This is a genomic window from Bradyrhizobium sp. HKCCYLRH3097, from assembly GCF_051167875.1.
Classification (GTDB): Bacteria; Pseudomonadota; Alphaproteobacteria; order Rhizobiales; family Xanthobacteraceae; genus Bradyrhizobium.
This window is the reverse complement of the sequence record NZ_JBNPTX010000013.1, coordinates 23,160-40,521: the sequence shown is the minus strand read 5'-3', so window position 1 is coordinate 40,521 and position 17,362 is coordinate 23,160. Positions and strand designations below refer to the sequence as shown.

At 66.7% G+C, this 17,362-nt stretch carries 17 protein-coding genes; 7 read left to right on the top strand and 10 right to left on the bottom strand.

Annotated elements, in window-relative coordinates:
• The first annotated feature begins 164 nt into the window (after positions 1-164).
• The gene (locus tag ACQR0U_RS26465) at positions 165-1,292 is read left to right on the top strand and encodes an SbmA/BacA-like family transporter (RefSeq protein ID WP_316194275.1); all 1,128 of its coding nucleotides are present in this window, start codon (positions 165-167) and stop codon (positions 1,290-1,292) included.
• Here the strand turns inward: ACQR0U_RS26465 and ACQR0U_RS26460 are convergent.
• Genes ACQR0U_RS26460 through ACQR0U_RS26450 form a run of 3 tightly spaced genes read right to left on the bottom strand, consistent with a single transcriptional unit; the run spans position 1,252 to position 4,532 of the window.
• Entirely contained in the window at positions 1,252-2,190 is a 939-nt protein-coding gene (locus ACQR0U_RS26460; protein WP_315827712.1) for a 1-phosphofructokinase family hexose kinase, read from the bottom strand. The genes ACQR0U_RS26465 and ACQR0U_RS26460 overlap by 41 nt on opposite strands.
• A gap of 6 nt (positions 2,191-2,196) precedes the next feature.
• Positions 2,197-3,177: a glucokinase gene (glk, locus tag ACQR0U_RS26455; RefSeq protein WP_315714260.1), complete on the bottom strand. Its 981-nt coding sequence runs from the start codon at positions 3,175-3,177 to the stop codon at positions 2,197-2,199.
• 2 nt (positions 3,178-3,179) lie between these two features.
• The gene (locus ACQR0U_RS26450; protein ID WP_315714391.1) at positions 3,180-4,532 is read right to left on the bottom strand and encodes a GH1 family beta-glucosidase; all 1,353 of its coding nucleotides are present in this window, start codon (positions 4,530-4,532) and stop codon (positions 3,180-3,182) included.
• Positions 4,533-4,744: 212 nt separating this feature from the next.
• On the opposite strand from ACQR0U_RS26450, the gene ACQR0U_RS26445 reads away from it, so the two are divergent.
• Genes ACQR0U_RS26445 through ACQR0U_RS26425 form a run of 5 tightly spaced genes read left to right on the top strand, consistent with a single transcriptional unit; the run spans position 4,745 to position 10,148 of the window.
• Positions 4,745-5,695: an ABC transporter permease gene (locus tag ACQR0U_RS26445; RefSeq protein ID WP_315714261.1), complete on the top strand. Its 951-nt coding sequence runs from the start codon at positions 4,745-4,747 to the stop codon at positions 5,693-5,695.
• Positions 5,696-5,703: 8 nt separating this feature from the next.
• Positions 5,704-6,570, top strand: a complete 867-nt coding sequence (locus ACQR0U_RS26440) for an ABC transporter permease (RefSeq protein WP_315714262.1) — start codon at positions 5,704-5,706, stop codon at positions 6,568-6,570.
• Entirely contained in the window at positions 6,567-7,577 is a 1,011-nt protein-coding gene (locus tag ACQR0U_RS26435) for an ABC transporter ATP-binding protein (RefSeq protein WP_316194278.1), read from the top strand. Before ACQR0U_RS26440 ends, ACQR0U_RS26435 begins: the two co-directional genes overlap by 4 nt.
• Positions 7,574-8,626, top strand: coding sequence for an ABC transporter ATP-binding protein (locus tag ACQR0U_RS26430; RefSeq protein ID WP_315750157.1), 1,053 nt, complete (start codon positions 7,574-7,576; stop codon positions 8,624-8,626). Before ACQR0U_RS26435 ends, ACQR0U_RS26430 begins: the two co-directional genes overlap by 4 nt.
• 34 nt (positions 8,627-8,660) lie before the next feature.
• Positions 8,661-10,148 (top strand): ABC transporter substrate-binding protein, encoded by a 1,488-nt coding sequence (locus ACQR0U_RS26425; protein WP_315714265.1) that lies wholly within the window; start codon positions 8,661-8,663, stop codon positions 10,146-10,148.
• A 210-nt stretch (positions 10,149-10,358) separates the two neighbouring features.
• Here the strand turns inward: ACQR0U_RS26425 and ACQR0U_RS26420 are convergent, their stop codons facing one another.
• Positions 10,359-10,520, bottom strand: a complete 162-nt coding sequence (locus ACQR0U_RS26420) for a hypothetical protein (protein ID WP_315714266.1) — start codon at positions 10,518-10,520, stop codon at positions 10,359-10,361.
• A gap of 10 nt (positions 10,521-10,530) precedes the next feature.
• Positions 10,531-10,773: a hypothetical protein gene (locus ACQR0U_RS26415; RefSeq protein ID WP_315714267.1), complete on the bottom strand. Its 243-nt coding sequence runs from the start codon at positions 10,771-10,773 to the stop codon at positions 10,531-10,533.
• Between ACQR0U_RS26415 and ACQR0U_RS26410 the strand changes: the two genes are divergently transcribed.
• Positions 10,766-11,665: an NAD(P)/FAD-dependent oxidoreductase gene (locus ACQR0U_RS26410; protein WP_434842776.1), complete on the top strand. Its 900-nt coding sequence runs from the start codon at positions 10,766-10,768 to the stop codon at positions 11,663-11,665. The genes ACQR0U_RS26415 and ACQR0U_RS26410 overlap by 8 nt on opposite strands.
• Positions 11,666-11,941: 276 nt before the next feature.
• Here ACQR0U_RS26410 and ACQR0U_RS26405 read toward each other — a convergent pair whose 3' ends face one another.
• From ACQR0U_RS26405 to ACQR0U_RS26385, 5 genes are read right to left on the bottom strand one after another with little or no spacing between them, the layout of a single operon-like run.
• On the bottom strand, positions 11,942-12,799 hold the full coding sequence (locus ACQR0U_RS26405; protein WP_315827717.1) for an ABC transporter permease: 858 nt from the start codon (positions 12,797-12,799) through the stop codon (positions 11,942-11,944).
• On the bottom strand, positions 12,796-13,725 hold the full coding sequence (locus ACQR0U_RS26400) for an ABC transporter permease (RefSeq protein ID WP_315714392.1): 930 nt from the start codon (positions 13,723-13,725) through the stop codon (positions 12,796-12,798). Before ACQR0U_RS26400 ends, ACQR0U_RS26405 begins: the two co-directional genes overlap by 4 nt.
• Positions 13,725-14,717, bottom strand: coding sequence for an ABC transporter ATP-binding protein (locus tag ACQR0U_RS26395; protein WP_315827718.1), 993 nt, complete (start codon positions 14,715-14,717; stop codon positions 13,725-13,727). Before ACQR0U_RS26395 ends, ACQR0U_RS26400 begins: the two co-directional genes overlap by 1 nt.
• A complete protein-coding gene (locus ACQR0U_RS26390) occupies positions 14,714-15,688 on the bottom strand; it encodes an ABC transporter ATP-binding protein (protein WP_315827749.1) in 975 nt (324 codons plus the stop codon). Before ACQR0U_RS26390 ends, ACQR0U_RS26395 begins: the two co-directional genes overlap by 4 nt.
• Before the next feature lie 4 nt (positions 15,689-15,692).
• Positions 15,693-17,330 carry an ABC transporter substrate-binding protein gene (locus tag ACQR0U_RS26385; protein ID WP_315714271.1) on the bottom strand — a complete coding sequence of 546 codons (1,638 nt, stop codon included), beginning with the start codon at positions 17,328-17,330 and terminating at the stop codon, positions 15,693-15,695.
• Positions 17,331-17,362 lie beyond the last annotated feature (32 nt).

Below are 17,362 nucleotides of genomic sequence, written 5' to 3'. Positions count from 1 at the left end.
CCGCATCGCAGCGCGAACTTCAGTTTGTCGCGGCGGGCGGCGACTGCCTTGCGCAAGATCAAGCAAGGCGCTTCGCGAGCCCCTTAAATCGCGGGATGACAACGGTTCCACCATAGGCGAGGATGTTTGTTAAGACCCATCAATCGTACCCATCCGGATCACCAATGATCTCCGACGACGAGAACGAGGACGGCAATCGCGAATGGTCGCGGTTCTGGCTCACGGCGCGGCAATTCTGGCTCGGATCGACGGCATGGCGGGTCTGGCTGCTCTGCGTCGCCCTGATCGTCCTCGTGGTGCTTCAGCTCTACGTGCAGTTTCGGTTCAATTACTGGAACAGGGATTTCTTCGACGCATTGGAGGGCCGCGATCCGACGCGGCTGCGGCAGCAGGCCGTTCTGCTCATTCCGCTTTGTCTGGCGAGCGTCGTGCTGGCGATCGTCTCGGTGTGGGGCCGCATGGTGATGCAACGCAACTGGCGGCAATGGTTGAGCGCCAAGGTGATCAACTACTGGGTCGAGAACGATCGCTATGCGCGGCTCGCGACGGTGCAGGGCGATCTGAAGATTCCGGAGTATCGTATTGCCGAGGATGTCCGCATCGCCACCGATGCACCGATCGACTTCGTGGTCAGTGTGATCTCCTCGCTGCTGACGGCGGTCGTGTTCGTCCAGGTGCTGTGGCAGGTCGGCGGATCCATCGGCTTTGCCGTGGCCGGGCACCAATTGTGGATTCCAGGCTACCTGGTGGTCAGCGTCGTCATCTATTCCGGGCTGGTGACCGGGGCCATGCTGTGGGTCGGTTCGCCACTCACGCGCGTCATCCAGACCAAGAACCAGGCCGAGTCGGAGCTGATCACCGCAGCCCATCACTTGCGCGACATCGGCGAAGGCATCGCGCCCAAGCAGGAAGAACGCAGCGTCGTTGCCGGGCTGTGGATGGCGCTCGACCGCACGATCCAGCAATGGAAGCGGCTGTGCTGGCAGCTGATGCGCAACACCCTGGTGTCTCATCTGAATACGCTGCTCGCGCCGATCATCGGCCTCGTGCTGTGCGCGCCGAAGTTCCTCGGCGATCAGATGACCCTGGGCGAACTCACCCAGGCAGCCGCTGCGTTCACGCTGGTGCAGGGGTCGTTCAATTGGATGGTGGACAATTTCAACCGCCTCGCAGAGTGGATGTCGTCGCTGGAGCGCGTCGGCGGGTTGCTGCTCTCGCTCGATCGGCTCAACGGTGATGCGGCGAGCGATGTCACGCCGTCTCGAGCCGCACGTCAGCCTGCAGACGGCTGACGTCGGCGGGATCGGACAGCGCGGTGCCGGTGCGCAGCAGCGCCGCGGCACCTGCGGCGACCGCAAAGCGAAACGCGTCGTCCAGCAACTCGCCCGCGGCGAGCTTCGCGACCAATGCGCCGAGAAAACTGTCACCGGCGCCGACTGCGTTGACCGGCACCATCGTCAGCGGCTGAGCGCGCAGCACGCGGTCGCGGGTGACCAGCAGGGCGCCGAGATGACCCATGGTCAGCGCGACGGTGCCGGCCTTGCCGCTCGCGACCAGCGCGTGGGCGGCTTTCTCCCACGCCGTGGCATCGGGCAGCGCGCCGCCGACCAGCTCTTGCATCTCGTGCAGCGACGGCTTCATCAGGTCGATGCCGCCGGCTACCGCCGCGGCCAAAGCTGGCCCCGAGGTGTCGAGCACGAATTGCGCGCCGCGTGACCGTGCAAGCGTCGCAACGCGCGCATAGAAGTCGGTCGGCACGCCGCGCGGCAGGCTGCCGCTGCCGACGACGAAGCGGGGAAACGGATCCTGGGCTGCGAGCAAGGCAAGGCCGGCCTGCCATTCGGCCTCGGTCAGCGTCGGACCCGGCAGGATGAAGCGATAGGGCTGGCCGCTGACGCGCTCCTGGACGAAGAAGTCCTCGCGCGTGTCCTCGGCCGTCGCCCAGGTGCGGCTGGCGACGCCTTCCTTCTCGACGAGCTGCTTCAGCAGCAGGCCGGTCGGACCGCCGACCGGATAGAGCGCGGTGACGTCGCCGCCGAGGCGGGCGATGACACGGGCGACGTTGATGCCGCCACCACCGGGATCTCGCTGTTGCGTCGTGCCGCGCAGCTTGGCCACCGGCACGATTTTCTCGACGGTCGTCGAGATGTCGACGGCCGGGTTCGGCGTGATCGTGACGATGTCGCTCATTCGATCTCAGTGGGTCGGGGAGCCGCCGCTCGCGGTGATGCCGGCCTCGAAGAACGATTTGAGACCGAGGAAGCTGATGTCGGGCTTGATAACGAGATGAACCGGGATCGGACGCAGATAGCTGTCATAGCGCCCCTTGCCCTCGAACTGCCGGCGGAAATCGGATCTGGCAAAGTAGTCCGGAAACCGCGGCGGGATGCCGCCGGCGATGTAGACGCCGCCGCGGGCGCAGAAGGTGAGCGCGAGGTTGCCGGCGACGGCGCCGAGCCAGGCGCAGAACATGTCGAGAGTCGCGCGGCTGGTGGCGCAACTGCGGTCCAGCGCGGCGTGAGTGATCGCTGCGGCATCGCGCGGCGGCACCGTGACCCCGTCGACCGCGGCAATGGCCTGATAGACGTTCGCAAGGCCCATGCCCGACAGCGCACGCTCGATCGAGACATGGCCGAAGCGCTCGCGCATCTTGGCGAGCACGGCGGCCTCGCGCGCCGTCGTCGCCGGCAGCGTGGCATGGCCGGCCTCGGTCACGGCAACCGTGGGACGGCCTTCTGCCGGGAGATAGCACGCGGCGCCGAAGCCGGTGCCGGGGCCGATCACCAGCATCGGCGCGCCGTCGACCGCGGCGCTTCCGCCAAGCGGAAACAGGTCGTCGGGATGCAGCACCGGCAGCGACCAGCCGACCGCCTCGAAATCGTTCAGGAGCTTGGCCGAGCGCAGCTTGAACCGCTCCGCCAGCTCGGCGCCGTCGATCACCCAGGTCGAGTTGGTGAGCATGCCGCGATTGCGCTCGATCGGGCCGGCGATGTCGAGCACGGCCGCGGTGGGCGGGCCGCCGGCGGCGTGTCGCAACAGGAAGTCGGTGATCGCGTCCGTGATGGTCGGGAAGTCGGCGACCTTGAGATGCGCGACCTCGCCGATGACGTGGCCGTCAAGCAGCGCGAACCGCGCATTGGTGCCGCCGATGTCGCCCAGAAGAACGCGTTCGCTCATCCTCACTCTTCCGCCCGGTTGTGCCGCCCGGCGGGATCGTCGGATACCCGGTGAGCGGCAATCATGTTCGAATACCACCGCGCCGACGCCTTGGGAATGCGGCGCTGGGTGGCGCGATCGACATAGACAATGCCGAAGCGCTGCGAATAGCCCGCTCCCCATTCAAAATTATCCAGGAGCGACCAGACGAAATAGCCGCGCACGTCGGCGCCCGCCGCGATCGCCTGTTCCATCGCGGTCGTATAGGCCTTGAGATAGCCGATCCTGCCGTCGTCCTGGATGCAGCCGGATGCATCGACGGTGTCATTGGCCGCCGTTCCGTTCTCCAGCACGTAGATCGGAAGCCGGAACCGGCTGTGGATGTCCAGGAGCGTATCGCGGAACGCCTCGGGCACGACGGGCCAGCCGATTGCGCTGCGCGGCACTGCCGCGGGAGGCGCTCCGAAGCTGGCGCCCATCAGGTTGCTGCCCGCCTTGATGTAATGCGGCGAATAGTGATTGAGCCCGAACCAGTCGACGGGGCGGGCGATCTGCGCCATGTCGCCGGGTGCGATATAGGGCGCGACGGCGTCCTGGAGCTCCGGCGGGTAGCAGGCAAAGGCCTGCGGAAACGGGAAGGCATCGTTCCAATAGGCGGCGAGCCGCAAGGCGGCCGCGGCGTCCTCCGCACTGTCGCTCGCAGGGTAGCAGGGCTGCCGATTGTGGATGGCGCCGATCGAGGCGCCGGCCACGTCCCTGCGCAGCACGTCGACGGCGCGGCCGTGGCTGAGATTGACGTGATGAATGGCCTTGTGCAGGGCCGCTCCGTCGGCGATCCCCGGCGCGTGCCAGCCGAGGCCGTAGCCGAACAGCGTGAACACGCAGGGTTCGTTGAAGGTGGCGAAGCGCTTGACCCGGTCGCCATAGCGCCGCGCGACCAGCGCGGCATAGTCGGCGAACCAGCCGACGATGTCGCGGTTCTGCCAGCCGCCGAGCGCCTCCAGCGCCTGCGGCAGGTCCCAGTGGTAGAGACAGAGCCACGGCTCTATCTCAGCGGCAAGCAGGGCGTCGATGAGGCGGTCGTAGAAGGCGAGGCCGGCTTCGTTGGCCGCGCCGCGGCCTTGCGGTAGCAGCCGCGGCCAGGCGATCGAGAACCGATAGGCATTGAGGCCGAGATCGCGCATCAGCGCCACGTCCTCCGCGTAGCGATGATAGTGATCGCAGGCGGTCTCGGCGGTGTCGTTGTGGCTCACCCGGCCGGGGGCGCGCAGATAGACATCCCAGATGCTGTCGGCGCGGCCGTCGAGGTGCGCCGCGCCCTCGATCTGGAAGGCCGAGGTCGAGGCGCCCCAGAGAAAGCTCGGACGGATGGTCATGATCGAGATGGGCCCTTGCGTTGTTGCGATCAGCCGCATGATGGCGGTCGCCGGCGCTCCGCCGTTGACCGGGATCAAGCCGGCGATACCCCGGCGGATGCGGTGTGTGAAGGTGCCTCCGCCCGGCAATGGCAATCATGCAGGCAACGGGCTTGCATCGGAGCCGAAAGCTGTGGAACGTGCGGCCGCCGAAAACTGGAGTCCCGGCGCGAATGAGCGTTTTTCTGCTGCGGCGCTTCCTGACCTTGCTGGCGACCCTCGTCGGCGCGTCACTGATCATATTCCTGGTGCTCGACGCGCTGCCGGGCAATGCCGCCCAGATGCTGATGGGCGCGGATGCCTCGCCGGATGCGGTCAGGGCGCTGACCGTCAAGCTCGGGCTGGATCAGCCGCTGGCGTTGCGTTACCTGCACTGGATCGGCGGCCTGCTGAGCGGCGATCTCGGCAACAGCTACGCCTATGGCACGCCGGTGGCCGAACTGATCCGCGAGCGGCTGGCGATGACCATTCCGCTCGCGATCCTGGCCATGGGGCTCACGACCGTGCTGGCGCTCACGGCCGGCATCTACACGGCCGCCAATCACAACCGTCTCGGCGATGTCGGCGTCATGTCGCTGACCCAGATCGGCATCGCCTTGCCGAACTTCTGGTTCGCGATCCTGCTGATCCTCCTGTTTGCGGTGAAGCTGCAATGGCTGTCGGCCGGCGGCTTTCCCGGCTGGGAGGACGGCATCTGGCCGGGTCTGCGCGCGCTGCTGTTGCCGGCTGTGGCGCTGGCAGTGGTGCAGGCCGCGATCCTGGCGCGGGTGACGCGCTCGGCCGTGCTCGACGTTCTGCGCGAGGATTTCGTCCGCACCGCGCGCGCCAAGGGCCTGACGAAGCGCGAGGTGCTGTGGCAGCACGTGCTGCGCAACGCCATGATCCCGGTGCTCACCGTGATGGGGCTGCAATTCGCCAACCTGCTCGCCGGCACCATCGTGATCGAGAACGTGTTCTATCTCCCGGGCCTGGGGCGCCTCATCTTCCAGTCGATCGCCAATCGCGACCTGATCGTGGTGCGCAACTGCGTGATGCTGCTGGCGGCCATGGTGATCATCGTCAACTTCGTGGTCGATGTCCTGTATGCGGTGATCGATCCGCGCATCAAGGTGCACGAGCTGTGAGTTCCGCCGTGGTCGTTCAAACGGGCGCTGCGCCTGCGTCCAACGCGTTCTGGCGCCGCGCGCTGCGCCATCGCAGCTTCACGGTCGGCGCGCTGCTCTGTCTGCTGGTGCTCGGCGCCGCGCTGCTGTCGCTGCTCTGGACGCCATGGTCGGCCTATGAGATCGATGTCGCGTCCAAATTGCGGCCGCCATCAGCAGCGCATTGGCTGGGCACCGACGTGCTCGGCCGCGACATCGTCTCGCTATTGCTGGTGGGTGCGCGCGCGACCATTCTGGTCGGCATCATCGCCGTCGGCATCGGTCTCACCTGCGGCGTCTGCCTTGGCCTGGTCGCAGCCGCGCAGCGCGGCTGGACCGAGGAACTGATCATGCGCTTCAGCGACTTCACCTTCGCCTTTCCCGCGGTGCTGTCGGCGATCATGCTGGCGGCGGTGATCGGGCCGGGCATGGTGACGTCGATCACCGCGATCGGCATCTTCCAGATCCCGGTGTTCGTGCGCGTCACCCGCGGCTCCGCCGGTGCGGTCTGGGCGCGCGAGTTCATCCTGGCTGCGCGCGCCGCCGGCAAGGGCCGCTTCCGCATCACCATCGAGCACGTGCTGCCGAACATCTTGTCGATTCTGATCGTGCAGGCGACGATCCAGTTCGCGCTGGCGATCCTGGCGGAAGCGGCGCTGTCCTATCTGGGCCTCGGCACGCAGCCGCCGCAGCCGTCCTGGGGACGCATGCTGAACGATGCGCAGACCCTGTTGTTCCAGTCGCCGAGCCTCGCCGTGTATCCCGGTGCCGCCATCGCGCTCGCGGTGCTCGGCCTGAACCTGCTCGGCGACGGCCTGCGCGATCTGCTCGACCCACGGCTGGCGAGGCAGCGATGACGGTAGGCGATCAGCCTCTGCTCGATGTGTCGGGTCTCGGCATCCGCCTCAATACCAGCCGCGGCTCGGCGCAAGCCGTGCGCGAGGTCTCCTTCACGCTCCGGCGCGGCGAGACGCTCGGCATCGTCGGCGAGTCCGGTTGCGGCAAGTCGATCACGGCGCTCGCTCTGCTTGGCCTTCTGCCTGACAGCGCCGTCGTCAGCGGCAGCATCACGCTCGATGGCCGCGAGCTGGTCGGTCTCGGTGATGCCGAATACTGCAAGCTGCGCGGCAACCGCATCAGCATGATCTTCCAGGAGCCGATGACCGCGCTCAACCCGATGCATACGATCGGTCATCAGGTGGCCGAGCCGCTGCTGCGGCATATCGGCTGCACGGCGACCGAGGCGAAACGACAGGCGATCGCGCTCCTCGACCGCGTCGGTCTGCCGGATCCCGCCCGACGCTACGGCGCCTATCCGCACCAGTTCTCCGGCGGCCAGCGCCAGCGCATCACCATCGCGATGGCGCTCGCCTGCAAGCCCGACGTGCTGATCGCCGACGAGCCGACCACTGCGCTCGACGTCACCATCCAGCGCCAGATCCTCGACCTCATCGCCGATCTGGTCGCCGAGCGCGGCATGGCGATGATCTTGATCTCGCATGATCTCGGTGTCATCGCCGAGAACGTCCAGCGCATGATCGTGATGTATGGCGGCACGGTGGTCGAGAGCGGCACCACGGACGCCGTGTTCTCGCGCATGGGGCATCCCTACACGCAGGGCCTGTTCCGCGCGCGGCCGCGGCTCGGGGCCCGCAAGGGCACGCGCCTTGCGACCATCGCGGGTACCGTGCCGGAGCTCGCCGATCTTCCGGCCGGTTGTCCGTTCGCAGATCGCTGCGGGCTGGCGATCGACGCCTGTCGCACGGCGCTGCCGCCGTCGATCGAGATCGGCGCCGGGCACGGCGTCCGGTGCATCCGGACCGGCGTCGCGCTCGCGTGTGATCCGGCGGGAGTGGTCGCTTGAGCACCGCCGCGCAAGGAGTTGCAGAGACGCCGCTGCTCGAGGTCAGGGATCTCGTACAGCGCTACACGCTGCCGCGAGAGAGTCTGCTGCGGCCGCCCGGCGAGGTGCTCGCGCTGAACGGCGTGTCGCTGTCGTTGAAGGCGGGCAAGAGCCTCGGCATCGTCGGCGAGTCCGGCTCTGGCAAGTCGACCCTGGCGCGGCTGATCATGGCGCTGGAGCGGCCGTCAGCGGGATCGGTGCTGATGGTGGGCCGCGATCTCAACCGCCTCCCGGTGGATGAGCTGCGGCGGGCGCGCCGCGATTTCCAGATGGTATTTCAGGATCCGTACGGATCACTCGATCCGCGCCAGACCATTGCGCGCATCGTCGCCGAGCCGCTGACCGCTCTCGAACACCCGGATCGCGATTCTCTCCGCAGGCGCGTCGCGAGCGTGCTGCGGCAGGTCGGATTGCGCGATGCCGACATGGACAAATATCCGCATGAATTTTCCGGGGGGCAGCGCCAGCGCATCGCGATCGCGCGGGCCCTGATCACCCAGCCGAAGCTGATCGTCGCCGACGAGCCGGTGTCGGCGCTGGATGTCTCCGTGCAGGCGCAGGTTCTCAACCTGATGCAGGATCTGCAGGAGCAGTTCGGCCTGAGCTACGTGCTGATCAGTCATGATCTCGCGGTCGTCGACTATCTCTGCGACGAGGTTGCGGTGATGTATCTCGGCCGCATCGTCGAGCGCGGGCGGCCGGAGGACTTGTTCGGAAGTTGCGCGCATCCCTACACGCGGGCGCTCCTCGACGCCGTGCCGCGGGCCCAGGCCGGCGCGGTCCGGCGCCGTCGCGAGAGCGTTGCGATCGCTTCGCAATCCCTCGGCGCGGCCGGATGCGCCTACGCGCCCCGTTGTCCGCTCGCCGATGCCCGGTGCCGCGCGACGGCCCCCGCGTTGCGAGCGCTCACCGGACAGCATTCCGCTGCCTGCCATCGGGCGGAAAGCGTAATGGCGCTGCCGGCGCTCGTCGCAACGGAACTGCAGCCACTTGTCTCGAAGCCGCTTTGACGCGTAATTTGGCTTCCTCAGGGAGAAACAAACAATGTTCAAGAAACTATCGATCATCGCCATGGCCGCGCTCGTTGCGGCCGTCGCGCCGGCTCTCGCGCAGAGCAAGAAGGATAGCGTCGTTGTCGGCATGACCTTGGAGCCGCCGGGGCTCGATCCGACCAGCGCGGCCGCGGCGGCCATCGCCGAGGTGACGCTCTACAACGTCTATGAGACGCTGACCAAGATCAACGAGGACGGCTCGGTCTCGCCGCTGCTGGCCTCGAGCTGGCAGGCCTCGTCCGATCTGAAGAGCTACACGTTCAAGCTCGCCAAGGGCGTGAAATTCCAGAACGGCGAGGCGTTCGATTCCGCCGCGGTGAAGTTCTCGTTCGAGCGCGCCGGCGCCGCCAACAGCACCAACAAGGACAAGGCGCTGTTCCAGGCGATGGAGTCCGTGACGGCTCCCGACGCGGAGACCATCGTCGTCAAGCTGAAATATTCTGAGCCCAACCTGCCGTTCCTGCTCGGACAGGCCACCGCCTCGATCGTCGAGCCGAAGAGCGCGCCGACCAACGCGACGCAGCCGGTCGGTACTGGACCGTACACGCTGGGGAGCTGGGCCAAGGGCTCGTCCCTGACCTTGAACAAATGGCCCGACTATCGCAACGCCGCAGCCGTGAAGCTGTCCAAGGTGACGATCCGCTTCATCTCCGATCCGGCAGCGCAGGTCGCTGCGCTGTTGTCGGGTGACGTCGATGCCTTCCCGCGCGGCACCACGGCGCGCACCATCGCGCAGTTCAAGTCCGACCCGCGCTTCACCGTGCTGATCGGCGGCTCAAAGGCGAAGACGATCGTCACCATCAACAACAAGAAGAAGCCGCTCGACGACGTCCGCGTCCGCCGCGCGATCCTTGCTGCGATCGATCGCAAGGCGATGGTCGAAGGCGCCGTCGACGGCCTGGGTACGCCGATCGGCAGCTTCTACGTGCCGGGCTCGCTCGGCTATGTCGACACCACCGACATCAATCCCTACGACCCGGAGAAGGCCAAGAAGCTGCTCGCCGAAGCCGGCGTGACCACGCCGCTGCAACTGTCGCTGCGGCTGCCGCCGCCGGCCTATGCCCGCCAGGGCGGCGAGGTGCTCGCGGCTCAATTGGCCAAGGTCGGCATCGTCGCCAAGATCGAGAATCTCGAATGGGCGGCGTGGCTGTCACAGGTCTTCAACGGACCGCATGATTTCGACCTGACCATCGTCTCGCATGTCGAGCCGTTCGATCTCGTGAAGTTCACCGACAAGAATTACTACTTCGGCTATCAGTCCGAGGCCTTCGACAAGCTCTACCAGTCGATTGTCGATACGCCGAACGAGACCGAGCGCGCCAAGCTGCTCGGCGATGCCCAGCGCATGCTGGCGACCGATGCCGCTGCGGGCTTCCTGTTCCAGCCGCAGTGGATCACAATCATCAACAAGAAGCTCAAGGGTGTCTGGAAGGACGTGCCGCAGTTCGAGAATGATTTCTCGAGCTGGTCGTGGGAATGATGACGACCCCGCTTCGCGCGGCTTTGCGGTGACACTGCAGAATACAGCGCCCTCTCCCCTTGTGGGAGAGGGCATCGCAAGCCTGTCCGCAAACTCTGTCCTACTTGCCTCCCACAAGGGGAGAGGGCGCAATAACGACCGCCGCGCTGTCTGGTCGAACGCAATACTTCAACTTGAGCGCTGAGGTGAGCCCCACGATCCCTTGCCCAGTCAGTTCGGCCAATCGATCGGCGTGAAGCGCAACTGCCGCCGCCGCATCTCGGCCTGGAGCTCCTGCGCATACTGCTTGGCCCGATCGCCGATCAAACGGTAGGGGCCCCCGATCCGGCTGTCGGCGGCCACCTGCTTTCGGACACTTTCGTAGTACGCCATCAAGCTTTCATCAGTCGAATTTACAAATCGCATCCACGCGCCCTCGCAACAAATCCCCTCGCTGCCAAGTTTGCACGGCTTTTCCGCCGCGGCAGTGACATAGGTTAACGTCCCTCAGTGGCAAAAGTTCCACTTGTGTTCCAGAGAGTTCCGGGTCGATTTCATCGACACGTTTGCCGAAATGTTTTCCGCGCGAGAACTTTCTGCTCCGATGCAGCTTGAGCCAGGACTGGAGCAGGGCGGCAATGCGCACCGAAGTCCTCGTCATAGGCGGCGGGCCAGCTGGACTGATGGCCGCGATTTACCTGGCCCGGTTCCGGCGTGGGGTCGTGGTCGTCGATGGCGGCGCATCGCGGGCAGCGCTGATTCCGCGGAGCCACAACCTGCCGGGGTTCCCGAACGGCATGCCCGGAAGCGAGCTGCTCGCACGAATGCAGCGGCAGGTCGAGGAACTTCACGTTCCTATCGTCCGGGGCACGGTGAGCGCTCTCGAGACGCATGACGGAGATCTGGTCGCGACTCACGAGCGCGGTACGGTCGCGGCACAGCGCGTCATCCTCGCGACGGGTATCGTCGACAAGCAGACGCCGCTCGCCGATTGGAGAGTGGCGGTCCGTGGCGGCGAGCTGCGCTATTGTCCGGTCTGCGACGGCTTTGAAACCATCGACCACAAGATCGCCATCGTGGGCGCGCTCGGTCACGCCGCTGGCAAGGCGCTGTTCATGCGCGTCTACAGTTCGGACGTCACCTTGATCCCGATCGATGATGAGCAGGATGCAGCGAAGCGGCAGGAGCTTGCCGCCGCCGGCGTTCGGGTGGCGCCGCAGCTTCACGCGTTGCAGCGCCAAGACGGTGCGATCGAGGCGTCATTCGTCGACGGCAGCAGCGAACGGTTCGAGATCGTGTATCCTGCGATGGGCGCCGATGTTCGCTCCGAGCTCGCCATCAAGCTCGGCGCGCGGCATACATCCGATGGCTTTCTCGAGGTCGATGCCAAGCAGCGCTGCGGCGTGGCGGGACTCTATGGCATCGGCGACGTCGTCACCGACCTGCATCAGATCGCGGTGGCATTCGGCCACGCCGCGGTCGCCGCCTGTCACGCGCATCATTCATTGCCGATGCGCCATGCGGATCCATCGGGGTAAGGCAGGCCTGGAATTGATCACAACCGGAAGTCGCGATATCATATGTAAGTTCCGTTGCGTTGATGTGTCGGACCATGATTCATGGACAGAAGATCGGCGTGCATGACTGCGGCATTGAGCTGTCGCGAGGAGGCCGAACGCGATCCGGCTCGCCGCGATCAGTGGTTGCAGCAGGCGTCGAGATGGATGGCGCTGGCGGGCGAGCAAGCGGGGCATGCCCTGATCATCTGCGAGCATAGTGCCGCGGCGAGTCACGAGGCTCGCCGCTGATCGAGGCTATTGCAGCGTCGGATCGAGCCGGTCGCGCAGCCAGTCGCCGATCACCGAGACGGCGAGCGTCGTCACCACGATGGTGATCGCCGGTGCCAGCATGATCCATGGTGCGCGCGTCAGATATTCGCGGCCATAGCCGACCATGTTGCCAAGGCTCGTCATCGGCGGCTGCACGCCGAGGCCGAGGAAGGAGAGACCGGACTCCAGCAGGATGACTTCGGGAAACACCAGCGTCATCGACACGATGAGGGTCGAGGCGATGTTCGGCAGGATGTGCCTGAGATAGACGCGCTGCGGCGTTGCGCCGAGCTGTCGGACGGCGGCGGCATAGCCTTGTGCATTGGCGGAGATGGCGAGGCCGCGCGCGATGCGCGCATAGCGCTCCCAGCCGAACAGGCCCATCAACCCGATCAAGAGCGGCAGCGAGTTGCCGAAGAAGGCGAGCACGGCGAGCGCCAGAATCAGGAACGGCATGCTGGCCTGGAAGTCCGCCAGCATCAGCACGGCCTGCTCGACCAGGCCGCGGAAATGCGCGGCGAGAAAGCCGAGCGTGGTGCCGGCGATGGCGGAGATCCCGGTCGCGCCGAACGCGATCAAGAGCGAAATCCGGATCGACACGATCAGACGCGACAGCACGTCGCGACCGAGCTCGTCGGTGCCGAGCCAATGCGCCGGGCTGCCCGGCAGCGACAGGCGATTGCGCAGATCGAATTTGGTGAAGCCATGCGGCGCGAGCTGATCGGCGAAGATCGCCAGCAGCAGCATCGCGACGATCCAGCCGACTGCGATGGTCACGGAGACGGGAATGTTCGGCCAGCACAGCCGCCGCGCGGCAGGCGATTTCAATGCAAGGTCGGTCATGCCTCGGCTCCCTTGCTACGCAGCCGCGGATCCAGCAGGCCGTAGAGGAAATCCACCATCAGGTTCGACGTGACCATGGTCATCGCCACCAGCAGCAGGATGCATTGCACGACCGCGAGGTCGCGGTTGGCGACGGCGACGACCAGGAGACGGCCGACGCCGGGCCAGGAGAACACGCTCTCGACGACGACCGCGCCGGCGATCAGGCTGCCGACCATGAAGCCGAGAATGGTGACGGTGGGGATCGCCGCGTTGGGCAGCGCGTGATCCGTGATCACCCGGCGCCACGGCACGCCCTTGGCCGACGCCGTTCTGATGTAGGGCTGGCCGAGAATTTCCAGCATGGCGCTGCGCGTGAACCGCGCCAGCACCGCGGCGCCGCCGAAGCCGAGCGTCACGATCGGCAGGATGGCGTGCCGCCACGAGTCCTGTCCGCCCGACGGCAGCCAGCCGAGCTGCACGGCGAAGATCAGCACCAGGATCAGGGCCAGCACGAAGCTCGGCACCGTGAAGCCCGCCACCGCCGTGATCATCACGGCGCGGTCGATCGCCGATCCGCGGTGCAGCGCGGCGTAGATGCCGGCGGGAATGCCGAGCAGCACTTTCAGCAGGAACGCCGGAATGGTCAGCGCCAAGGTCGCGGGGATGCGCTCAATGACGAGCTGGATCGCGGGCCGGCCGTCGCGCATCGAGCGTCCGAGCTCGCCCTGGCCGATCGCCTTGAAGTAGTCGAGATACTGCATCCAGATCGGATGATCGAGACCCCACGCCTTGCGGAAGGCGGCGATGACCTCGGGCGGCGCCTCGGGCCCCATGATCATCAGCGCGGGATCGCCCGACAGCCGCAGCACGATGAAGGCAAAGGTGACGACGAGTGCGATGGTCAGCAGCGCACGCGCCAGGCGGATGGCGAAATAGCGCAGCATCACGCGGCGACCTCGGTCTGCGACTGCAGCCCCGAAACGAGATGACAGGCCACCTGGCGCTGCCGATCCAGGGCGGCGAGCGCGGGCAACTCGTTGGCGCAGCGGGCGGTCGCGTGGCTGCAGCGCGGGTGGAAGGCACAGCCGGCGGGGCGCGCCGCCGGATTCGGCGGGTCGCCCGTCAGTACGATGCGGCTGGTGCTGCGGCGTCCCGGAGCAGGGGAAGCGGACACCAGCGCCTGCGTGTAGGGATGTTGCGGCCGCGCGAACAGGTCGTCGGCATCGCCATATTCGACGATGCGGCCGAGATACATCACGGCCACCTTGCTGCTGATCTGCCGGACGACGCGCAGATCATGGCTGATGAACAGCATCGTCAGACCGAGCCGGGCCTGGAGATCGACCAGCAGGTTCACCACCTGCGCCTGGATCGAGACGTCGAGCGCGCTGACCGGTTCGTCGCAGACGAGGAAGTCGGGCTTGGTCGCCAGCGCACGGGCGAGCACGATGCGCTGGCGCTGACCGCCCGACAGCGCGCCGGGATAGCGGGCGCCATGGCCGTCGTTGAGATCGACAGCCTGGAGCAGCTCATGCACGCGCGCGTCGCGCTCGGCGGCCGTGCCGATGTCGTGGATGTCGAGCGGCTCGCGGATCTGCGCGGCAACGGGAAGTCGTCGATCGAGCGCGCCGAGCGGATCCTGGAAGATCATCTGCATGCGCGCGCGCTGGGCGCGCCACGCCGCCGAGCCTGGTGCTGCGATCGGGGCGCCGTCGAAGCGCACACTGCCGCGGTCGGGCGGCTCGAGACCGAGCACCATGCGGCCGGTGGTGGATTTGCCGGAGCCGGACTCGCCGACGATGCCGAGCGTCTCGCCCTTTTGGATCGAGAAGCTCAGGCCGTCGACGGCGTGGACGGATGCGGCGCGTCCGAACAGGCCGGTCCTCATCCGATAGGTGCGCGAGATCGCCTGGACCTCGACCAGCGGCGCTGTCATTCGGCGGCGAGCTCCATCGGCAGGCGCTGCGGCCGCAGGCAGGCCACCGCGCGGTCCGGCTCGACCGGCGCCAGCGGCGGCACGCCGGCATGGCAGCCGTCGCCGGCAAACGTGCAGCGCGGCGCGAAGGCGCAGCCGCTGGGCAGTGCGCGCGGATCAGGCACTGTTCCGGGAATGGCCTGCAGCCGCCGCCTGACGCCATCGAGCGGCGGCAGCGCGCCGATCAGGCCCTGCGCATAAGGGTGCCAGGGATCATCGAACAGCCGCGTCGCGGGCGCGCGCTCGACGATGCGGCCGGCATACATCACGCAGACGTGGTCGCAATTCTCCGCGACGACGCCGAGGTCATGGCTGATCAGGACCATCGCCATGTTGAACTCGCGCCGGATGGCCGACAGCAGATCGAGGATCTGCGCCTGGATGGTGGCGTCGAGCGCGGTGGTGGGCTCGTCGGCGATCAGCAGCTCGGGCTGTCCGGCCAGCGCCATTGCGATCATGATGCGCTGGACTTGGCCGCCGGAGAACTCGTGCGGATAGGCGGACAGCCGGCGTGCCGCATCGGGGATGCCGACGAGATCGAGCAGCCTGAGCGCCTCGGCCCGCGCAGCCTCGCCGCGCAGCCCGCGATGCAGCGCGAGGCTTTCGCACAACTGGCGCCGGATCGTGAGCACCGGATTGAGCGCGCTGGCGGGATCCTGGAAGATCATCGCGATGCGGCGGCCGCGCACCTGGTCGAGCACCTTGCCGTCAGCGCCGAGCAGTTCGCGGCCTTCGAGCCTGGCCGAGCCTGATACTTTCGCCTTGCCGGGCAGGAGACCCAGCGCCGCGAGCCACGTCACCGACTTGCCGGATCCGGACTCGCCGACGAGGCCGATGGCCTCGCCCCTACCGATGTCAAGATCGATGCCGTGCAGCACGGGCGTGCCGTCGAAGGCGACCTTCAGTTCGGAGATGCTGACCAGCGGCGCCACGGCGTCACGCACCGTAGTTGCCGGTGCGGAAGTCCATCGCGAAGGCCGGCGAGGCCTTCCACTTGATCGACTTCGGCTTGGCGGTGAAGGTCGCGTTCTGGTGCAGCACCGTGTAGGCGGGGTCCTCGCGCTCGGCGATCTCCAGCATGCGGCGGAACGCCTTCTTGCGCGCCTCGCGATCGGTCGAGGTCTCCAGGAATTCGGAAAGACGATTGAGCTCGTCATTGCTCCATTCGCCGACCTGCTGCTGCTGGCCGTTGGGGCCATGCTGGGCGACGAGCGAGGAGACGGGATCGTTGAACGCGGCCGAGTTGGACCAGTCGCGCACCGCGCGGGTCGGAGCGCGCTCGAGAATCTGGGACCAGTTCTCCTTGGTCTCGATCTGAACGTTGAGGCCGACCGCCTGCCACATCTCGACCAGCACCTGCGCGGTCGCGACCTGGTTGGTGTAGTAGTTGTTGAGCAGTCGATACGGGATCGGGTCACCCTTGTAGCCGGCCTGCTTGAGCAGGTCCTGTGCCAGCTTCGGATCGAATGCCGGCACGCTCCAGTCGGCGATGAACATGTCGCCGTAGAATTCCCACTGCAGGCCCTTCGGCACCCGGGTGCGGCCGGCCCACAGGCTGTCGACGATGGCCTGGCGGTCGATCGCATGGGTGAAGGCGCGGCGCACCAGCGGATTGGCGAGCTGCGGGTGGTTCTTGTCGAACACGGTGAGACGGTGATTGAGGATGGTGCCGCCCTGGACCTCGAACGCCGCGTTCTTCTCGATGCCGGCGATCTGGTCCGGCGGGATGTCGCAGGCGAACTGATATTCGCCAGACAGGAGCCCGTTGATGCGGCTCGCGACCTCCGGCACTTCCAGGAATCGGATGCGCTTCAGCGGCGGACGGCCACCCCAATATTCGTCATGGGCTTCGAGCGTCAGCGACACGTCCGGCTTGAACTCGACGATCTTGTAGGGACCCGTCGTGATCGGCTTGCGCGCCCAGTCGAGATAGCTCGCCGCTTCCTCCCAGCCGCGCCGGCTCATGATGTCGGAGCCATAGCGCATCAGGCGGCCTTCGATGGTGACGTCGGGCGTCGCGTTGACGAAGCGCACGGTGTATTTGTCGACGGCGTCGACGCGAACCAGGTCCGGCCACATCCGGCGCGCGACGCCAATCACGTCCGGCGGCAGCTCCTTGCCCGGGCGCGGCGTCGGGATCTTCTCGAACGCCTTGATGGTGGTGCGGCTCTTGGCCTCGCTGTCGCCGAACATGCGCTCGCGGCTGAACGAGAACACGACGTCCTCGGACGTCATCTCGTCACCATTGTGGAACTTGACGCCCTGGCGCAGCTTCAATTCGACGGTCTGGTCGTCGATGCGCTTCCACTCGGTGGCGAGGCCGGGGACGGCTTCGAGATTGCCGCGGAAGTTCTTCGAGATCAGGCTTTCCCACAGCGACGAGTAGAACACGCGCTCGCCGACATTGGACTGCTCGCGCAGCACGTCGAGCACGTTCGAATTGGTCACCTTCTGCACGGCGATGGTGACCGAGGGACGGTTGTCTCCCTGCGCGATCGACACGCGCGGCAGGATGAAGCTGCCGCCGATCGCGGCGCCGGCGCCGAGCAGGCCGCGGCGGGTGAGCTTGGTCATGGCAATCTCTCTAGGGTGCGAGGTTGTCAGGA

Bases quoted from the DNA above. Each gene is read 5' to 3' on its own strand.
- ACQR0U_RS26465 (WP_316194275.1), top strand. From the start codon at position 165: ATGATCTCCGACGACGAGAACGAGGACGGCAATCGCGAATGGTCGCGG.
- ACQR0U_RS26445 (WP_315714261.1), top strand. From the start codon at position 4,745: ATGAGCGTTTTTCTGCTGCGGCGCTTCCTGACCTTGCTGGCGACCCTC.
- ACQR0U_RS26420 (WP_315714266.1), bottom strand. From the start codon at position 10,520: ATGGCGTACTACGAAAGTGTCCGAAAGCAGGTGGCCGCCGACAGCCGG.
- ACQR0U_RS26385 (WP_315714271.1), bottom strand. From the start codon at position 17,330: ATGACCAAGCTCACCCGCCGCGGCCTGCTCGGCGCCGGCGCCGCGATC.
- ACQR0U_RS26400 (WP_315714392.1), bottom strand. From the start codon at position 13,725: ATGCTGCGCTATTTCGCCATCCGCCTGGCGCGTGCGCTGCTGACCATC.
- ACQR0U_RS26410 (WP_434842776.1), top strand. From the start codon at position 10,766: ATGCGCACCGAAGTCCTCGTCATAGGCGGCGGGCCAGCTGGACTGATG.
- ACQR0U_RS26395 (WP_315827718.1), bottom strand. From the start codon at position 14,717: ATGACAGCGCCGCTGGTCGAGGTCCAGGCGATCTCGCGCACCTATCGG.
- ACQR0U_RS26460 (WP_315827712.1), bottom strand. From the start codon at position 2,190: ATGAGCGACATCGTCACGATCACGCCGAACCCGGCCGTCGACATCTCG.
- ACQR0U_RS26425 (WP_315714265.1), top strand. From the start codon at position 8,661: ATGTTCAAGAAACTATCGATCATCGCCATGGCCGCGCTCGTTGCGGCC.
- glk (WP_315714260.1), bottom strand. From the start codon at position 3,177: ATGAGCGAACGCGTTCTTCTGGGCGACATCGGCGGCACCAATGCGCGG.
- ACQR0U_RS26450 (WP_315714391.1), bottom strand. From the start codon at position 4,532: ATGACCATCCGTCCGAGCTTTCTCTGGGGCGCCTCGACCTCGGCCTTC.
- ACQR0U_RS26435 (WP_316194278.1), top strand. From the start codon at position 6,567: ATGACGGTAGGCGATCAGCCTCTGCTCGATGTGTCGGGTCTCGGCATC.
- ACQR0U_RS26405 (WP_315827717.1), bottom strand. From the start codon at position 12,799: ATGACCGACCTTGCATTGAAATCGCCTGCCGCGCGGCGGCTGTGCTGG.